This window comes from Nostoc sp. DedQUE02 (assembly GCF_034531035.1).
GTDB lineage: Bacteria > Cyanobacteriota > Cyanobacteriia > Cyanobacteriales > Nostocaceae > Nostoc.
In genome coordinates, this window is the sequence record NZ_JAVRBY020000060.1 from 1 (window position 1) to 16,246 (window position 16,246).

General features: G+C 39.6%; 16 protein-coding genes. 7 read left to right on the forward strand and 9 right to left on the reverse strand.

Going from position 1 to position 16,246, the window contains the following annotated elements; all coding sequences use genetic code 11:
* The first annotated feature begins 468 nt into the window (after nt 1–468).
* Together RMX98_RS29460 and RMX98_RS29465 are read left to right on the forward strand one after the other, a co-directional pair.
* Entirely contained in the window at nt 469–1,485 is a 1,017-nt protein-coding gene (locus RMX98_RS29460) for an NF038130 family PEP-CTERM protein (RefSeq protein ID WP_409881987.1), read from the forward strand.
* A 745-nt stretch (nt 1,486–2,230) separates the two neighbouring features.
* Complete coding sequence (locus tag RMX98_RS29465; RefSeq protein ID WP_322681845.1) at nt 2,231–2,620, forward strand: response regulator; 390 nt, start codon at nt 2,231–2,233, stop codon at nt 2,618–2,620.
* 21 nt (nt 2,621–2,641) lie between these two features.
* On the opposite strand, the gene RMX98_RS29470 is transcribed toward RMX98_RS29465, so the two are convergent.
* The gene (locus tag RMX98_RS29470) at nt 2,642–2,821 is read right to left on the reverse strand and encodes a hypothetical protein (protein ID WP_322681844.1); all 180 of its coding nucleotides are present in this window, start codon (nt 2,819–2,821) and stop codon (nt 2,642–2,644) included.
* 669 nt (nt 2,822–3,490) lie between these two features.
* Between RMX98_RS29470 and uvrC the strand changes: the two genes are divergently transcribed.
* Together uvrC and RMX98_RS29480 are read left to right on the forward strand one after the other, a co-directional pair.
* The gene (gene uvrC, locus RMX98_RS29475; protein ID WP_322681843.1) at nt 3,491–5,368 is read left to right on the forward strand and encodes an excinuclease ABC subunit UvrC; all 1,878 of its coding nucleotides are present in this window, start codon (nt 3,491–3,493) and stop codon (nt 5,366–5,368) included.
* Nucleotides 5,369–6,020: 652 nt separating this feature from the next.
* Nucleotides 6,021–6,200 carry a replication restart DNA helicase PriA gene (locus tag RMX98_RS29480; RefSeq protein WP_322681842.1) on the forward strand — a complete coding sequence of 60 codons (180 nt, stop codon included), beginning with the start codon at nt 6,021–6,023 and terminating at the stop codon, nt 6,198–6,200.
* Between the two features lie 80 nt (nt 6,201–6,280).
* Here the strand turns inward: RMX98_RS29480 and RMX98_RS29485 are convergent, their stop codons facing one another.
* From RMX98_RS29485 to lgt, 5 genes are all read right to left on the reverse strand, one after another.
* Nucleotides 6,281–6,799 carry a hypothetical protein gene (locus RMX98_RS29485; protein WP_322681841.1) on the reverse strand — a complete coding sequence of 173 codons (519 nt, stop codon included), beginning with the start codon at nt 6,797–6,799 and terminating at the stop codon, nt 6,281–6,283.
* Nucleotides 6,800–7,273: 474 nt separating this feature from the next.
* Complete coding sequence (rlmN, locus tag RMX98_RS29490; RefSeq protein ID WP_322681840.1) at nt 7,274–8,368, reverse strand: 23S rRNA (adenine(2503)-C(2))-methyltransferase RlmN; 1,095 nt, start codon at nt 8,366–8,368, stop codon at nt 7,274–7,276.
* A 75-nt stretch (nt 8,369–8,443) separates the two neighbouring features.
* The gene (locus tag RMX98_RS29495) at nt 8,444–8,797 is read right to left on the reverse strand and encodes a phenylpyruvate tautomerase MIF-related protein (RefSeq protein WP_322681839.1); all 354 of its coding nucleotides are present in this window, start codon (nt 8,795–8,797) and stop codon (nt 8,444–8,446) included.
* Between the two features lie 104 nt (nt 8,798–8,901).
* Nucleotides 8,902–9,666 (reverse strand): precorrin-4 C(11)-methyltransferase, encoded by a 765-nt coding sequence (gene cobM / locus RMX98_RS29500; RefSeq protein WP_322681848.1) that lies wholly within the window; start codon nt 9,664–9,666, stop codon nt 8,902–8,904.
* 214 nt (nt 9,667–9,880) lie between these two features.
* Nucleotides 9,881–10,756, reverse strand: coding sequence for a prolipoprotein diacylglyceryl transferase (gene lgt / locus RMX98_RS29505; RefSeq protein ID WP_322681838.1), 876 nt, complete (start codon nt 10,754–10,756; stop codon nt 9,881–9,883).
* A 414-nt stretch (nt 10,757–11,170) separates the two neighbouring features.
* On the opposite strand from lgt, the gene coaD reads away from it, so the two are divergent.
* The 3 genes from coaD to RMX98_RS29520 all read left to right on the forward strand — a co-directional run bounded on the left by coaD (nt 11,171) and on the right by RMX98_RS29520 (nt 12,774).
* The gene (gene coaD, locus RMX98_RS29510; RefSeq protein WP_322681837.1) at nt 11,171–11,725 is read left to right on the forward strand and encodes a pantetheine-phosphate adenylyltransferase; all 555 of its coding nucleotides are present in this window, start codon (nt 11,171–11,173) and stop codon (nt 11,723–11,725) included.
* A complete protein-coding gene (locus RMX98_RS29515) occupies nt 11,632–12,303 on the forward strand; it encodes a DivIVA domain-containing protein (RefSeq protein WP_322681836.1) in 672 nt (223 codons plus the stop codon). Before coaD ends, RMX98_RS29515 begins: the two co-directional genes overlap by 94 nt.
* 144 nt (nt 12,304–12,447) lie before the next feature.
* Nucleotides 12,448–12,774 carry a hypothetical protein gene (locus RMX98_RS29520; RefSeq protein ID WP_322681835.1) on the forward strand — a complete coding sequence of 109 codons (327 nt, stop codon included), beginning with the start codon at nt 12,448–12,450 and terminating at the stop codon, nt 12,772–12,774.
* 75 nt (nt 12,775–12,849) lie between these two features.
* Here RMX98_RS29520 and RMX98_RS29525 read toward each other — a convergent pair whose 3' ends face one another.
* The 3 genes from RMX98_RS29525 to RMX98_RS29535 all read right to left on the reverse strand — a co-directional run bounded on the left by RMX98_RS29525 (nt 12,850) and on the right by RMX98_RS29535 (nt 16,237).
* The gene (locus tag RMX98_RS29525) at nt 12,850–14,196 is read right to left on the reverse strand and encodes a TldD/PmbA family protein (protein ID WP_322681834.1); all 1,347 of its coding nucleotides are present in this window, start codon (nt 14,194–14,196) and stop codon (nt 12,850–12,852) included.
* 184 nt (nt 14,197–14,380) lie between these two features.
* On the reverse strand, nt 14,381–15,820 hold the full coding sequence (locus tag RMX98_RS29530) for a TldD/PmbA family protein (RefSeq protein WP_322681833.1): 1,440 nt from the start codon (nt 15,818–15,820) through the stop codon (nt 14,381–14,383).
* A gap of 51 nt (nt 15,821–15,871) precedes the next feature.
* Nucleotides 15,872–16,237: a four helix bundle protein gene (locus RMX98_RS29535; RefSeq protein ID WP_322681847.1), complete on the reverse strand. Its 366-nt coding sequence runs from the start codon at nt 16,235–16,237 to the stop codon at nt 15,872–15,874.
* Between the last annotated feature and the right edge of the window lie 9 nt (nt 16,238–16,246).

The following is a 16,246-nucleotide window of genomic DNA, read 5'->3' on the forward strand; positions in this document are numbered from 1 at the left end:
TTTCTAATAGTATAGCTTGTATTGATTGCCTCATGGGGCTTCTAGCGATCGCCCTCCCGGAAAGTGACAGAAGAGGGTTATAGCCGTAGCCACATAGGTTAGGACATTTTGAAAACTTCAAGGCTAGGAATAGTAATACTTTTACCTCCTGCCTCCAGCAAGACTGCCTTCTGCCTCTTGCTATATGTAATTTAATATACTTATATATTTTAGTTTAATAAGTAATTAAACTTATAAAAGTCTCAAAACATTCGTCATTTTTTTATTGATTATCAGAAGTAACTTTACCCAATCAGGTCTTCAAGTTTCTTAAACTGGGTTTGTGCGCTGAGATACCAAAGATGGCTAACAATACAGGTCGCGTTTTTAAGCAGCTGTATTGCAAAAAGCCTGTAGTCAAAACAGCCGAAGCCTAAAAATGGCAATAGTTTAAAACTTAACTTCCAAACTGACAGAGACTTGAAAACAATGAAGATGAATTTTCATAAACTTGTAATTGGTGCTTCAATGGCTATTGGTGTGAGCGCTCTTGCCACCGCCCCAGCACATGCTACATCTTTTAGCTTCGATAATAATACAGGAGAAATTAACACTTACACTGGTGGCTCAGATGGTACTTTCATTAGAGGGAATGCACAAGGTGGTACTAACGCTGCCATCAAAGCTTTAACAGATAATGACCCCACTTCTAACGTCGAGCTTTGGTATAGTACTGAGAATCCAACTTCTAACGTTGGCTTCACCGCCACACAAGGAAGCTATAGTGCTACCGTTAGCAGTGTCACTGCTGATGACTGGAGTAGTTTTGGTTCCAAATGGGTGGGTGATTTGTTGAATACCTATACTCCATTCCAGTCAGTGTGGAATGGGTTTTCAGCGAATACCAAATCATTAATAACGAGTTCTTTTCCTTCATTGGGCATAGGAGATCCTAACATTGGTGGCTTCCAATTCGGTCAAAATGGCGGTGTACAACTGCAATTGGTTGGTCACTTGGATGTAAAGACCAAACTCTCAGCTACAATTTCTAGTAATCTTAATACTGCATGGAGTGCAGGAGTCGGAGCAATATTAGGTAAAACGCAAGCAAATATAACCGTTTCTGATATTGACGCTAAGATTTCATTACTTAAACCCTTGAGCGCATCAACTACTGTACAAGCTCAAATAAATCTACTGACATCATACAAAGACCTCCTCAACTTCCAAGCGACATTAAATGGCTACGCAGGTGGAATTGGAGTTAGTGAAATTGCGAAGGTAGTTACTGGTGGTCAAACCTACTACGCTTACAGCTTTAACCCCACTGTGTCAGGAATTACAGCCTCTGATGACAAGTTATCCTACAGCGCATATTACACTTGGAACACACCAGGATACACTGATCCTTCAAAGCAAGTCCCAGAACCATCAATAATACTGGGTCTGCTAGGTGTTGCTGGTATGTTTGCTACCCAACGCAAATTTAAAAAAGCATCTATTTAAGATTGCAGGTTCAAAACTACAAATAACTAAGGGAGCTAACAGCTCCCTTTTTTGATGAATACTTCCTTGCAGCTATAATAAAATTTAATATTCTAAGTTATACTGCTTCTAAAAATATTTGCAACAAATAAATTACTTATAACGTAATATATTTATACGCCTCTACCAACCTATTCATAGCATAGATTTTTTTAAATAGTATTACTTACCCTTACATCTAGATAAAACCTATTTTAATAAGGGCAACTACCATACCGTTAATTAAGTATGCCTAAGTAGTTTTACTTATAAAAATTTGGCAATTAAATTTTGATAAACAGTTGTTTATTTATAACTATAAAAATCCGCTTTGATTTCTGTTCGCGCAGTGTGGTGTAGCCATACTGATTTGCGTTAGACAGGGAATAGGCAATAGGCACTCTTGCAAGGGGAAAGAAGGCTTCCTAGTTCTACTGAGCTTTTTCATGCAATCAAATATGAATTCTATAGAAGCTTAGAGAGGTTAGAGAAAAAGCTTAAATTTTGATTAAAATCTACTTAAAAAGACTATTATTTTAAGTAACATAATGCAGCTAAATTTAATAGATTTATATATTTAAATATATTACATAAGTAAGCTTTGTATTCATTTCACAATTTTAATCCACTACTGTTTTAGCTTCTGGTAACAATTGTTGGCTTTTACTTAAAATTATTAGATAATAGATAGCAATGACAGCACAATTACTCAAAGAGAGATAAGCCATTGCGGTCACACAAAGTTAAACGAATTTTGCTAGTTGAAGACCATTATCTCAATCGGATGTTACTTAGTGACTATCTAAGTTACTGTGGGTACGAAGTCCAAAGCTTATCAGAAGGGTCTGCTTTTTTCTCAACTATAGAGAAATTTGAGCCAGATTTAATGTTATTGGACTTGAAATTGCCAGATATTGACGGTTATTCACTCTTAAAAGAAGTCCAGCAAAAACCTGATTTGTCAAAAATACCGATTATTGTGATTTCAGCCTTTGCTTTTAAAGCAGATCAAGAACTAGCTCTGAGTTTGGGCGCACGTAGTTATTTTGTCAAACCTTTAAAACTCAAGGATCTCATCCTTACAATTGAAGAGGAGTTTATTTGTCGCCACAGATAAACTTTTATGCTATGCGTGCATTTATTCCCCTTTTTGGTCAGCAATAAACTCTTCAACGCGCTCACTAAGATTTTGTACAGAATTACCAATTGTTGAAATTTTCTGTTGTACTTGCGCTAACAACAGAGCTGCTGTTTGCAGTTCGTTGAGAGTTTCAGCCATAGCTTCACGATACTGGACTTCAAAATCTTGTAAATTCATAGTTTAAATTTCGTCTGGAATCATTATAATAACTATATTCTCAATCATAATCGTAAATTGAACTTCCTAAATCCGTTAATTCGCTTAATGTTGTAAATTCATTAAAAAAACCGAAATATTGTGGATTTATAAAATTTTTATCTAATATTTATATAACCAATATTTAGAGATATTTTTTAATTTTATAAATCAAGTAAATTAACACAAGAGATATTATTTAATAATATGTAAAGTTTTAGATATAAAGTATTATCAAATTAAAAACATTCACTATAGATTTAAAAAGCAAAGTTTTTATTCTGACAGTAGCAGCCAATGACTAAGGTCGTAGTTAGACAAACTTTCGTTTGCTCTAAAGTTTTGATACTTGCAGCAAGCCTCTAGCTTAGAAACTGATTCACTCTGCGGGAAGTTGCAGAAGCGTCTACGGCAGACTTCTGTTTGTGTTATCTGGCTTGAGAGTGCTGTTAGCGGATAGCTAGGGTTAAGCCAGTGCTGTAGTTAGGAGTTATTATTCTCCCGCAGTTCCCAGTTCCGAGTCTCTCTTTCATCTATTCTGGTGTATGCCGCTAGTGAAGCTTATTTTATATTTACTTGATAAATAATCTGTTAAATCGGCACGAAAAAATAATTTTTCTTAAAATAGAGAAAGATTACCTAATTTTGGTTGTGACAATATCTACTCAAATATTACCACTGGTTAAAGAGCCAGAACGACTAGAAAACCGTCTAGCCGAAATTCCACCGGAACCGGGGGTTTATTTCATGCGGGACAGTAGCGATCGCATTATCTATATAGGTAAATCACGTAAGTTGCGATCGCGTGTCCGTTCCTATTTCCGGGATGGCTACAACAAGACTGAACGGATCGCCACGATGGTCAAGTTGGTGACAGAAATTGAATTCATCGTCACTGATACTGAAGCCGAAGCTTTAGCGCTAGAAGCCAATTTGATCAAGCAGCACCAGCCATACTTTAACGTGTTGCTCAAAGATGATAAAAAATATCCCTATCTCTGCATTACTTGGTCAGAAGATTATCCGCGAATTTTTATTACCCGTAAACGCCAATTCGGTAAAGAAAAGGATAAATTTTACGGGCCTTATACTGATGCTGGTTTGTTGCGAGAAATTGTCCGCATCTGCAAGCGCATCTTCCCACAACGACAACGACCTCAACCACTTTTTAAAGACCGTCCTTGCTTGAATTTTGATTTAGGGCGTTGTCCTGGTGTTTGTCAACAGATGATTTCACCAGAAGAATATCGCAAAATTGTCCAAAAAATAGCGATGGTTTTTCAAGGTCGAACCCAGGAACTGATTGAGATTTTGACCCAACAGATGAACGCAGCTGCTGAGAACTTGAATTTTGAGTCAGCAGCAAGAATTCGCGATCAAATTTCTGGGTTAAAGTCGCTGACAGCCGACCAAAAAGTTTCCTTACCAGATGATACAGTTTCGCGGGATGCGATCGCACTGGCAGCCGACGAACAGCACGCCTGCATTCAATTATTCCAGATTCGTGCTGGGCAATTGGTAGGACGTTTAGCCTTTGTGGCGGATACTCACGCGGAACCAGGAGCTATTTTACAAAGAGCTTTAGAGGAACATTACCAAACTGCTGATTCCGTAGAAATACCTTTAGAGATTTTGGTACAGCATGATTTACCAGATACGGAAATATTGGCAGATGTTTTAACTCAACGTAAAGGCAAAAAAGTCACAATATTGACTCCTTTGCGCCAAACTAAGGCAGAATTAATTGAGATGGTAGAGCGAAATGCTCAGTATGAATTGCAAAGAATGCAGAAATTTGGCGATCGCAATCACCAAGCAATGCAAGATTTAGCTGCCATTCTCGATTTACCAGATGTGCCTCACCGCATCGAAGGTTATGACATCTCCCATATTCAAGGGTCAAATGCTGTAGCTTCGCAAGTCGTGTTTATCGACGGATTACCTGCAAAACAGCATTATCGTCACTACAAAATTAAAAACCCCACGGTGACAGCAGGACACTCAGATGATTTTGCTAGTCTTGCTGAAGTCATCCAGCGACGGTTCCGTAAATATGCGGAAGATCCGCAATTAAAGCGTTTGGGTAATCCTGACTGGCCTGATTTAATCATGATCGATGGTGGTAAAGGTCAGTTATCATCAGTTGTCGCCGTTTTGCAAGAGATGAATTTATTAGAAGACTTGCGAGTGGTAAGTTTAGCAAAGCAGCGAGAAGAGATTTTTTTACCAGGAGAATCTAAACCCTTGACAACTGATGCAGAACAACCAGGGGTACAGTTGTTGCGACGGCTGCGGGATGAAGCGCATCGATTTGCAGTGAGTTTCCATCGTCAACAGCGCAGTGATAAATTGAAGCGATCGCGTTTAGATGAAATTCCTGGCTTAGGACATCATCGACAAAAGCAGCTACTAGGGCATTTTCGCTCAGTTGACTATATTCGGCAAGCAACAACCACGCAACTCGCTGAAGTAGCAGGAATCGGGCCGCGTTTGGCTCAAGAAATTTACGATTATTTTCATCCTGCTTGAGGAGATTAGTAGTCTGTAAAATTTCAATTTATGTATGAATAAACAAGTTTGTAGTAAGGGCTAAAGTCCTTACTACACACCCTTAAAACTAGCTTGAAAAAGTATTAGTTCCACTCTCGCAGAGGATTCTGTTAAGTTTTTCTGCGAGAATTTAAGATGTGTATATACGGTAAATTTACGGTATCTCGTAACTATATCTCGTAACTATGGTAATTTTGATTAAATTTTCACACCAGAATTCCACCTCATAAATCTTGCCAGCAAAAATTAACTAATCCTTAAGATAACTATTTTGTTACTAAATATACAGTATTTTCTGTAGTTTAACTTTTGAATACAAGAACGGCTCTTTTTTGTATCTGTCCAAGATGACTAGAAATAAGCCTCTCTCAAAGCATTCGTCATAGGGATCAGTAAATATCTAAACGTCATTTAATTAAAAAAGAATTTATGTACCTAAAGTAAGAGGGTAAAATCACTTAAATTATAGGATAGTATAAAGAGAAATCGAAGTTTTTTCAAATCTGAAATTTTGTTTAAAATAATTAGCCAATATTAAAGTCGTTTGTTAAGTTGGGTCAAACCAAAATCTTTTCTACTTTAACTGGCAGTTTTCTCAAATAAAAAATAAATTACAACCAGGGGTTTTAAAATGCAGATAGTACAAAAGATTTACTGCCCAAATTGCGGCAGCCAAGCAGAACGTTATTATATTTCTGATAGTCAATTAACTCGAACACAATGCTCTAGTTGTGACTATTTGATGATTAGTTGCACTCGCACTGGCAAAGTAATTGAGGCTTATGCACCAGGAATTTATGCACAGCGCTAAATAATAAAAATCAAAAAAAATTAGAGAATATTTTCTCTAATTTCTAATAATAAATTTACTTGTCATAAATTTTAAAGACTTTACAGATTCTTCTGTTGTCTGAGTTGTTGCTGTCGGATTTGTTCTTGTAATCTAAATTGTTGCTGTTGTCTAATTTGTTGATCTTGTCTAAGTTGTTGCTGTTGTATTCTCAGTTGTTGCTGTTGTGAAAAGTTTTGCTGTTGTAGTCTTGTTTCTTCCTGTTGCAGTCTCAATTGTTGCTGACGCAACATTTCTTGCCGTTGTCGTGTAAATTCTTGCTGTTGTATTATCTGTTGTTGTTGTAGTTGTTGTGGTTGTTGAAAATTTTGCCGTAGCCATGTTTCCTTCATTCGTTCTTGTGTTTGCTGATTTTGCTCCTCTTGTTGTTGTCTGATTCTTTCTTGAAGCGAATCTTGTATCTGGGGATTCGTCCGAATTATTTGTTGCGGATTCGTCGGAATTATTTGTTGGGGATTCGTCTGAATTATTTGTGCAGACGCAGGAAAATTAATCGATAAAGCTTTGGCAAGCACAATCAATGGTAGCCATACTTTAACCAACGATAAGCGATTCAACATATAATTATTTCCTCAATTGTTATAGGTTGGGTTGAGCGATCGCTAAACCCTTAAAATGTCAACAGAATTTCCCTATATATCAATATAGGGGCTTGCAATAGTTAACTGAAGCTAATGTCTTATTTACCGTTATGGGCTTACGCAATACTTACGGCTGACTACGCCAACATTCTTCAGTCGGCGACGTGTTCTAAATATTAGTGCGTTGGGAATAGCTTTCTAAATCAAGGTTATATCCTGTGCATTCTCTTGATTTTTCATAAAACTCTTGCTTCTTAGATATTCATCTTAATTAAATTATATATTGAAATTTTTTACATGATTTGCCGGATTACCGTAAATCTACCTGCGGTGGGTAAGTTAACAAAGGGATCTCAAGCAGTTTTACGCCAGAGATAAACAGAGATGTATCTGAAGACATATCTCTGTTTGTCTGCGCTTTGATATTTATTCATAGAATTGATTGCAACAAGTTTAATCTTTACTTGCTCTCAATTGTCCGCAAGCAGCATCGGCTTCTAAACCACGGGAATAACGCACACTCACAGCAGTATTTTGTTGCTTAAGGACGTTGACAAATGCTTGAATGCGATCGCGGTTGGGGCGTTTGTAGTCTACTTCTTGGATGGGATTGTAAGGAATCAAATTCACATGACTTTGGAATCCCCGCAGGCATTTTGAAAGTTCTAATGCATGTTCTGGTAAATCGTTGACACCAGCGAGGAGAATATATTCAAAGGTAACGCGGCGGCCAGTGATTTCCACATATTCTCGGCATTCAGCCAGCAAATCTTCTAAAGGATAGGCGCGGGCGCTGGGGATGAGTTTTTCTCGCAGTGCTTGGTTGGGCGCGTGGAGACTCACAGCCAGAGTGATTTGCAAATGGTTTTGCGCGAATTGACGGATGCGATCGCGAATCCCCACTGTAGAAACTGTAAGCGATCGCTGTCCTATACCGATATCTTGATTTAGAGATTTCAGTGCTGCTAGGACATTCTCAGTATTCAACAACGGTTCACCCAGCCCCATAAACACCACATTGCTAACCCGTTGCTGAAAATCTTCTTGCACAGTTAACACTTGATCGACAATTTCGTGCCGTGCTAAGTTACGCTTGTAGCCTCCCTTACCAGTAGCGCAGAAATCACACGCCATTGGGCAACCCACTTGAGTAGAAACACAAACTGTCAAACGGGATTTTGGCCCATCTCCCCCTTCTGCAAAGGTAGGGATGCCAACAGTTTCAATAATTTGATCGTCTGCTAATCGCAAAAGATATTTGACAGTGCCATCGGGTGCTTCAGAGCGGTAATGTAAAGTTGAGCGCCCAATGGAGATTTCTGCTACTTCTTTGCGCCATTGCTTGGGGAAGACAGAAATATTAGCTAGTGATCGCACTCCCTTGTTATAGATCCATTCATGCAACTGCTTGCCTCTGTAGGCAGGTTGTCCCTGCTGCTGCACCCAAGTAGTTAACTCTGCAACAGAAGCACCGAGAAGGGGGGGAATTAATTGTGATTTTACTGGGTTGTGTAACTCAACTTGAGATACAAGCGGCGTAGCAGACATAAAAAATCAAGAGTTGATGTAGGATCTCTATCCTACACCTGCCAGATTAACTTAGTCTTAACCAAAGAAGACGGCTTAACCAAAGGTTGTGCCGTTCCAGCCCCACATTGCACCCTTAGCATCTGCAAACTCTATATAAATTCGATTTTTAGGCACGCCTAGAGTTTGGTTAATCTGCTGACAAAAGTCTTGACTCATTGCTGCGGTTTGATCTGGCTTCATCGTGCCGATGCTCTTAATTTCAATGTAGCAAACTGGGTCTGTATTCCCCGCAAAAGTCATAGGAACTTCTGGCTCAAAAGCAGTCATTACATAGGATTCTGGTTTTCCCAAATGTTTTGCTAACTTGGCTGATAGGTTTAAAAGCATCGATTCAATTTCAGCTTTTTCAGGAGCAGATGCAGAAGTTTGCACTTTAATTAAAGGCATAGTACCGAATTGCGATTTGGGATTTTATTTACATTGTTAAGTTTATCGAACCGCAAAGGAGATGAGAGAGTGAGGGAGAAGAATTAATCACCAGTGCCCAGTATTTAGTTATGAGATGAGCGAAATAGATGACTATGTTCAGGATGATATAAACGCGATCGCCCTGTTGCTGGAGAGAGTGCTGGACTGATTATATAAAGTGTAGTACGAATTAGTTTTTCTTGATGAGTGCAGTCTGCCATTTGATTTAAAGGGACAACTCTGATTTTTTCATCGGGCCAGCCGATGCGAAAGCAAATCGCAATCAGGGTTTCGCCAGGGTAATGTTCGAGTAGTTTAGCTTGGGCATTTTCGACATGACGCGCACTTAAATATAGGCAGAGGCTAGCCTGATGTGCCGCGAGAGAGGCTAATTCTTCAGTGGCGGGGACTTCTGTACGTCCACTGATGCGTGTCAGGATGATGGTTTGGACTAAACCAGGGACAGTCAGTTCTACTTTGAGTTTGGCAGCAGCAGCTTGAAAGGCGCTGATACCCGGTATGACTTCAAAAGGAATATTTGCCTCTCTTAGGAGGTGCATTTGCTCGTGGATAGCGCTGTAGAGACTAGGATCGCCAGAATGGAGACGGACTAGAGATTTTTGCTGCGATCGCACTCTATCGATCATAATCGCCAAAATTTCTTCTAAAGTCTGATTCGCAGTTCTAATTATCTCCGCATCTTTTCGGCAAAGTTCTAAAATTTGTTCGGGTACTAAAGAATCAGCAAATAAAATCACATCAGCAGTAGCCAGAAGTTTCTGCGCCTTCACCGTCAATAAATCGGGATCTCCAGGCCCAGCACCTACAATATACACAGATGGTTCTATCGCATATAGTGTTTTTTTATCACTCCCACTTTCTGTATATTCACTTTTAAAAGAACACACGGCAATCCCTCAAAAAATTTTTTGGCAAATTCTTCAGTATCTTTCCGGATTCACTCTCTTTCCCTAGTAGAGAGTAATGGTAGATGCACCCTGGTTAAGCCCTAGAGAATATTCTGGGGCATTTTTTATTATTTGGGTATTCTCCTTGTCTTCCTCATCTCCCACTCTCTCCGTTTCCCTTAAGAGTAGGAACTACATCGGGTAAAGGGCGTTTAAGTAAGTAAAGCCAAGCTAATCCAACTAATCCTAATAAAATTCCTAGACTACTGACTACTTGTGCCATCCGTAATGGCCCCAGCATCAAGCTATCAGTACGAAAACCTTCAATCCACAAGCGTCCTAAGCTATAGGCTGGCCAGTAAACGAGAAACAGTGTGCCTACCTTTAGGCGTGGCTTACCGGATAAAGACCGGAAAAACAACGTTATGAGTAGCGTAAACACCATTAAATCCCACAGAGATTCATAGAGGAAGGTGGGATGAAAGTAATCAGAACTAGCATATTCTAAAGGACGATGGTCTGGTGGAATATAGAGCTTCCAGGGTAAATCAGTAGGGTCGCCAAAAGCTTCAGAATTAAAGAAATTGCCCCAACGTCCGATCGCTTGCCCTAAAATCAACGAAGGCGCTACTAAATCTGCTAGTTGCCAGAAAGAAACCTGTTTGATTTTAGCAAAGATTAATGCAGCCAAAACCCCACCAAGAATCGCTCCATGAATAGCAATACCTCCTTCCCAAATCGCAAAGATTTTTCCTGGAGTTGGGGCATATTTTGGCCATTCAAAGAAAACGTAATATAGTCGTGCGCTCGGAATTGCCCCAATCAGCAACCAAAAAAACAAATCCCCTAGCAACTCAGGATTAACATTACGGCGCTTTGCCAAATGCTGGGAAAGGATGACGCCAATTAACACTGCTGTGGCAATCAACAAGCCATACCAACGGATACTTAGTGGCCCTATTTTCACCAGAATCGGTCCTGGAGAAGTAAATTGAAATGCCAAGGGCAAGGTGGAAAAATCCAGTGCCATGAAAAATTACCTAGAAAAGTTCGTTAACTACCCGCGCACTTTGCGAAGTACGGAGTTTTGGTGTTGCTGAATCGAGGTATGAATTTGGATGTAGAGACGTTGCAATTGCTAGTCTCTACAAGGATTTTGAAATAACGCAAAATTATTTTTCATACCGCAATCAGCAACGCCGGAGTTTTTTTTGTCTTGAATACTGGAACTACACTTGAATTCTCCACAAGATTGTGGGGACATAGGTAAAAATCCAGCAGCCATATTTAGGAGTCTAGTTCCTAACGCTTAGTTGAGCATAACTTGTGCCACTAAAACAATTGGTTTAGTATTCTTACTCACAGCGCAAGATGGTAGATTTGAATAAGTTACACAAAACGGTTTCGATATAATCACTTAAACAACTTTGATATATTTAAAATTGTGATTGCTATTTATCCTGGTAGCTTCGACCCCATCACCTTGGGACACCTTGACCTCATCGGGCGCGGGAGTCGGCTGTTTGAGCGGGTGATTGTCGCTGTACTGCGGAACCCTAACAAAATGCCACTTTTTAGTGTTGAGCAACGGCTAGCTCAGATCAGTATTTCTACAGAACATTTACCTAATGTAGAAGTAGACAGCTTTGATGGTCTTACCGTCAACTATGCCCAAATGCGACAAGCACAAGTTTTGATCCGGGGTTTACGAGCTGTGTCAGATTTTGAAGTGGAACTGCAAATGGCTCACACCAATAAAACTCTTTCTACCCAAATAGAAACAGTTTTTCTCGCAACCTCAAATGAGTATAGTTTTTTAAGTAGTAGTGTGGTAAAAGAGATTGCAAGGTTTGGTGGCTCTATCGATCATCTCGTTCCCCCACACATTGCCCTAGATATATACCAATGCTACAATCAGAAATCTCCAATAATATTGAACCCAATCTCAACGGAAGCAATCCCCCCCCTCAAGAGTATCTCGGTGGAGAGGGAAGCATAGATATTCAGGAGGAACTCAATCGGCTAGAGGAAATGGTTCTTTCTAGTCTCAGGATTCCGTTGACGGGACGCACACTCATAGATGAAGAAAAGCTGCTCGATCAGCTTGATTACATCCGGCTGGCTTTACCATCGCTTTTTCAAGAAGCAGCAGCAGTTCTTGACCAAAAGGACGAAATTCTGCTAGAAGCGGAAGAGTATGGACAGCAGGTTGTTGAGGCTGCACAAGCAAAAAGAGCGCAAATTTTAGCTGAAAGCGATATTATTCACCAGGCAGAACAGGAAGCTGAACAACTGCGGCGACAAGTGCAACAAGAGTGTGAGGGAATAATGCAAGAAACCCTCGCCGAGATTGAGCGTAAGCGGTATGCTTGTCAGCAAGAGTTAGAGTTGATGAGACAAAATGCGATCGCTCACGCTCAAGAAATTGAAGATGGTGCTGATGCTTATGCCGATGGCGTTTTGGGAAATATCGAGCAGGATCTCAAAGATATGTTGCGAATTATCACCAACGGACGGCAACAATTGCAAATTGATAACCTCACTCAGCGCAATTCACCTCCTGGTAAAAAAAGATAGAGGTTCTAACCAGAAATGAGCAAAAATTATCGGTTGGGTTTCGCTATTGCTTAACCCAACAATTTTCACTAAGGAGAATTTTTGGAAAGCTACCTGGTAATAGATTTAGAACTTTGGCTTGTAATTAAGCAGGATTTTTAATAAATGCTTACTTTTGCTCAAGTGAATTTTGGAATAAATCTAGCTGGTTTAATTGGAATTATTTATTTGCTTTGGGCAATTATTTACTTGATTTTAACAGTAGTTTGGCTATCCCAACGTGGAACCAGGCTTAGAGGTTGGGCTTTAGCCCTTTACCTTATTCAACTTATATTTACGCCAATTATAATGTTGTTAAGTGGAGCAATCTCGTATTATCAAGGTTGGCGTTTAGATCCAGTTCTTCAATTTGAACAATTTTTATTATTGCTATTAATTCTTTATCTGAGTATCAAAGATATTGTAATTAATGCAGTTTACAGAGATAGATAATTTTATAATTTGTTGTAGAGACGTGGAATTTCGCGTCTCTACCAAGCAAGAATACGGGGTTTTTATACAAAGCGATTACAATGTATACGTAAAATCTTCCACCAGCATACCGGGAACTAAGCTACCTCCTAGTTGGCGACTTTCATAAGTACCTACTTCGGGAATAAACTCCTGAAAATTTGTAAAATCTACTAATTTTTCTCCCCAAAACTGATAAAGACTTTCATCAAAGCGTAGGTTTTCAATGGGGGCAATAATTTCTCCATTTTCGACCCAAAAACAAGCATAGCGGGTCATACCTGTGATTCTACCAGTGTGGCGATCGCTCCAATTCAAGTAATGCAGATTTGATACATATAATCCTGTATCTAAACTCGGCAGAATTTGCTCAGATACTAAATTTCCTGGACTCACTTCTGGCGCTCGTAAAGTTTCTGAACCATTAGCGCCGTTGGCAATTTTTTGATATTCTTTCGCAGTCCGAGAATTCACCAAAGTATTTACCAAATATCCTTTTTCGATTACAGGTAACTCTGGTGCTGCTATTTCTCCCAATTCATTAAATCGTGGTACTAATCCCCGTTGAAAGTTTTCTTTCAAACTAAATGCAGTAGAAAGTTGTTTTTCTTTACGCCATAGAGCAGCCAAGGAACTGTTTCCTTGTTGAATATCAGCTTCGCTAACAGATCCCCAAGAAAGCATCAATAATAAATCTGCAACAGCAGCAGGTGCAAAATAAGTTCTGTACTGTCCCCGTGATAATTCTTTAACTGGACGAGCAAGCAATTCTAGTTGTTTTTTAGCTTCGTTAATTTTAGCTATATATGCAGATATATCCCAATTACTCCCAGCAAATGTACCTTTAACTGCTTGTTCAGATATGGAGAATAGAGAATAATCTAAGGTAAAAGAATCAGTAGCAAACCAGTGTTTTTGACCGCTAGAATCACCATAAGCTTTAATTACCATTCCCCCTGCATATATCCCGGTAAAATCCAATTCAGCAACTAGTTCTAGAACAGTTGGTACTACAGCTTCAGCCGCCAATAAATTCCCAGAATGTATTTCTCGACTGGTATTATTTCCTGATGGCAAAACTAGATATGGATCGATGGGTAGTAGAATAAGTTCGTCACGTAGCTCTTGCAAAGCAGTATATGCTAATTGCCAATCTACCTGCCAATTTCCAGTAAAGGGAAACTGCCGAACACTGTTACGCTGATCTTTCATCAAAGTCAGTTCTATCCACCCATCAGCAACACAACCAGTTTGTCGTACTTTGGCATGATTAAAACGAGTAAATTGACTTATTTCACTGCTGAGTCTCACAGTGAATTGTTCATTTTCTAATTTTTTGACCAGCAGATTTTCAATCAGTCGATTAAAGCTGATTTCTAATGCAGATAATTCCTCAATTTTCATAGATATTAAATATTAATAGGGAATAAGGTGAGGGAGAGAAAGTTATGAATTAGGAGTTGAAGAAATTAGTTAGTAATTACTAATTCATAATTATTCGATGGGTTAAAATCCCCCACTATGAGTAGAGACATTTTGTTTAGGGTCTAAATCCCTATGCAAAACTCAATTACGAATTACGAATTATTTAAGTTCCTCCACCAAAAACTTCGACATTAGCAAATACACAGACAGGTGAACCGTGTCCTACCCAAATGGCCTGATTTGGTTCTCCTTTGCCACAATAAGGAGTACCATACATTTGCCAGTTTGTAGCATCTCCGACTTTAATTAAACTATGCCAAAACTCTGGTGTTGTGGCGCGATAGTTAGGATTACGAAGGGTTTTGGTAAGTTTACCGTTTTCAATTAATTTAGCGTACTCACAACCAAATTGGAATTTGTAGCGGCGATCGTCGATTGACCAAGAACGGTTAGATTCCATGTAAACGCCATGTTCTATCCCGCCAATAATATCTTCAAAAGTGCCATTTAAAGGCTCTAAATTCAAGTTACCCATACGATCAATCGCTGGTCGATTCCATGAGGAAGCACGGGCACAGGCAACTCCTGCTACACCTGCTCTGGCTTGACTTTCCAGACTGCCTAAACCCCGTTGAAGTACTCCTTCTTTAACCAAGTATTCCTTTGTTGCGACAGCACCCGTATCATCAAAGCCATAGCTGGCAAATTCACCAGGCACGGTGGGATCAAAGGTAATATTCATCAATGGCGAACCATATACGAGGTTGCCAAAATCGCTTTTATTAACAAAACTGCCCCCAGCATAGTTACGCTCATCTCCCAAAATTCGGTCAATTTCTAGGGGATGCCCGACACTTTCATGGATTTGCAGCATCATTTGATCTGGGGCTAAAACTAAATTGGTGCGGGTAGTTGGGCATTCTTCTGCTGTCAACAGTTCTACTGCTTGTTCGCCAATTTGCCGCACCCGATGCCATAAGTTTTCTTGTTTTAATAGTTCGAGTCCGCCTTGGTAACAGTTTGCTTGGGAGCCGTTGTAGCTGCGCTGCTGTATAATTGCTCCATCTTGGGCAGTGGCTCCGTAATTAGTGCCTATAGATAGGATTTTTTGATAAACTTCTGAGCCGTTGCTGCTGACAAACCAAGACTCTCTCTCAATGGTGCTGGCACTGGCTATGGTTTGCACAATTTTGTCGTCAACTTTGAGCGTTTGGCAAATACGAATCAGTAAATCGTTGATTTCTCCTGGACTCAGAGCATCCAATGGCTCAAGAAATGGAGATTTGTATTCACCAACGACTTTAGGACGCTCACTTTCACGGAAGGGATGTATCCACCATTCACTGGCTGCTAGTGCCTGTTTATAGGCTGTTTGAGCAGCAGTTTGCAGGGAAGACGGTTCTAGAGAGTTAGTAGCTGCATAACCCAGACAGCCATTAACCAAAACTTCCAGCATAGCTCCAACAGTGAAGGATTTGCCGTTTAGTTGGGGTAAAGCGTCACGGACAAAACGGGTAGTAGAAGTCTCCTTTACGGCTCTAATACCAATCCAATCAGCAGGAATATCGAAACTAGCGATCGCTTTTTTAAGTTCAGACCACATAATTCAATTCAAAATTCAAAATTCAAAATTCAAAATTCAAAATTCAAGAAGTTATTGTTGACGATTTTGTTTGGTTTTGACGACTATTGCGGCAATTATTTTAATTAGCTCGTTAATTTCACCCAAAATTGGCAGTAGACGGTCTTCGGGGATCAACTCAGTTGCAATTAGAAGTCTTAGCCAATATTTGGTTTCCCTACCTTCTTTGAGAGCAATTTCTAGCTTGTGAATGAAATCGGCTGTACTCTGTGCCGATTGCGATTCTTCAACGTTTGCTCCAATCGATGTACCAGACTTAAGTAACTGTTGTGAGAGTGTTCGCCCCACTCCAGAACTTTCATTGAGTACCTTACAAAGGTTAATTATGCGAACAGAAAATTCAAATGTTCTATCTGTGATTTGTTTGTGGTTGTTCATCATTTTGAA

Bases quoted from the DNA above. Each gene is read 5' to 3' on its own strand.
- RMX98_RS29535 (WP_322681847.1), bottom strand. From the start codon at position 16,237: ATGAACAACCACAAACAAATCACAGATAGAACATTTGAATTTTCTGTT.
- RMX98_RS29470 (WP_322681844.1), bottom strand. From the start codon at position 2,821: ATGAATTTACAAGATTTTGAAGTCCAGTATCGTGAAGCTATGGCTGAA.
- RMX98_RS29460 (WP_409881987.1), top strand. From the start codon at position 469: ATGAAGATGAATTTTCATAAACTTGTAATTGGTGCTTCAATGGCTATT.
- RMX98_RS29480 (WP_322681842.1), top strand. From the start codon at position 6,021: ATGCAGATAGTACAAAAGATTTACTGCCCAAATTGCGGCAGCCAAGCA.
- RMX98_RS29530 (WP_322681833.1), bottom strand. From the start codon at position 15,820: ATGTGGTCTGAACTTAAAAAAGCGATCGCTAGTTTCGATATTCCTGCT.
- rlmN (WP_322681840.1), bottom strand. From the start codon at position 8,368: ATGTCTGCTACGCCGCTTGTATCTCAAGTTGAGTTACACAACCCAGTA.
- RMX98_RS29495 (WP_322681839.1), bottom strand. From the start codon at position 8,797: ATGCCTTTAATTAAAGTGCAAACTTCTGCATCTGCTCCTGAAAAAGCT.
- RMX98_RS29520 (WP_322681835.1), top strand. From the start codon at position 12,448: ATGCTTACTTTTGCTCAAGTGAATTTTGGAATAAATCTAGCTGGTTTA.
- RMX98_RS29525 (WP_322681834.1), bottom strand. From the start codon at position 14,196: ATGAAAATTGAGGAATTATCTGCATTAGAAATCAGCTTTAATCGACTG.
- RMX98_RS29515 (WP_322681836.1), top strand. From the start codon at position 11,632: ATGCTACAATCAGAAATCTCCAATAATATTGAACCCAATCTCAACGGA.
- RMX98_RS29485 (WP_322681841.1), bottom strand. From the start codon at position 6,799: ATGTTGAATCGCTTATCGTTGGTTAAAGTATGGCTACCATTGATTGTG.
- lgt (WP_322681838.1), bottom strand. From the start codon at position 10,756: ATGGCACTGGATTTTTCCACCTTGCCCTTGGCATTTCAATTTACTTCT.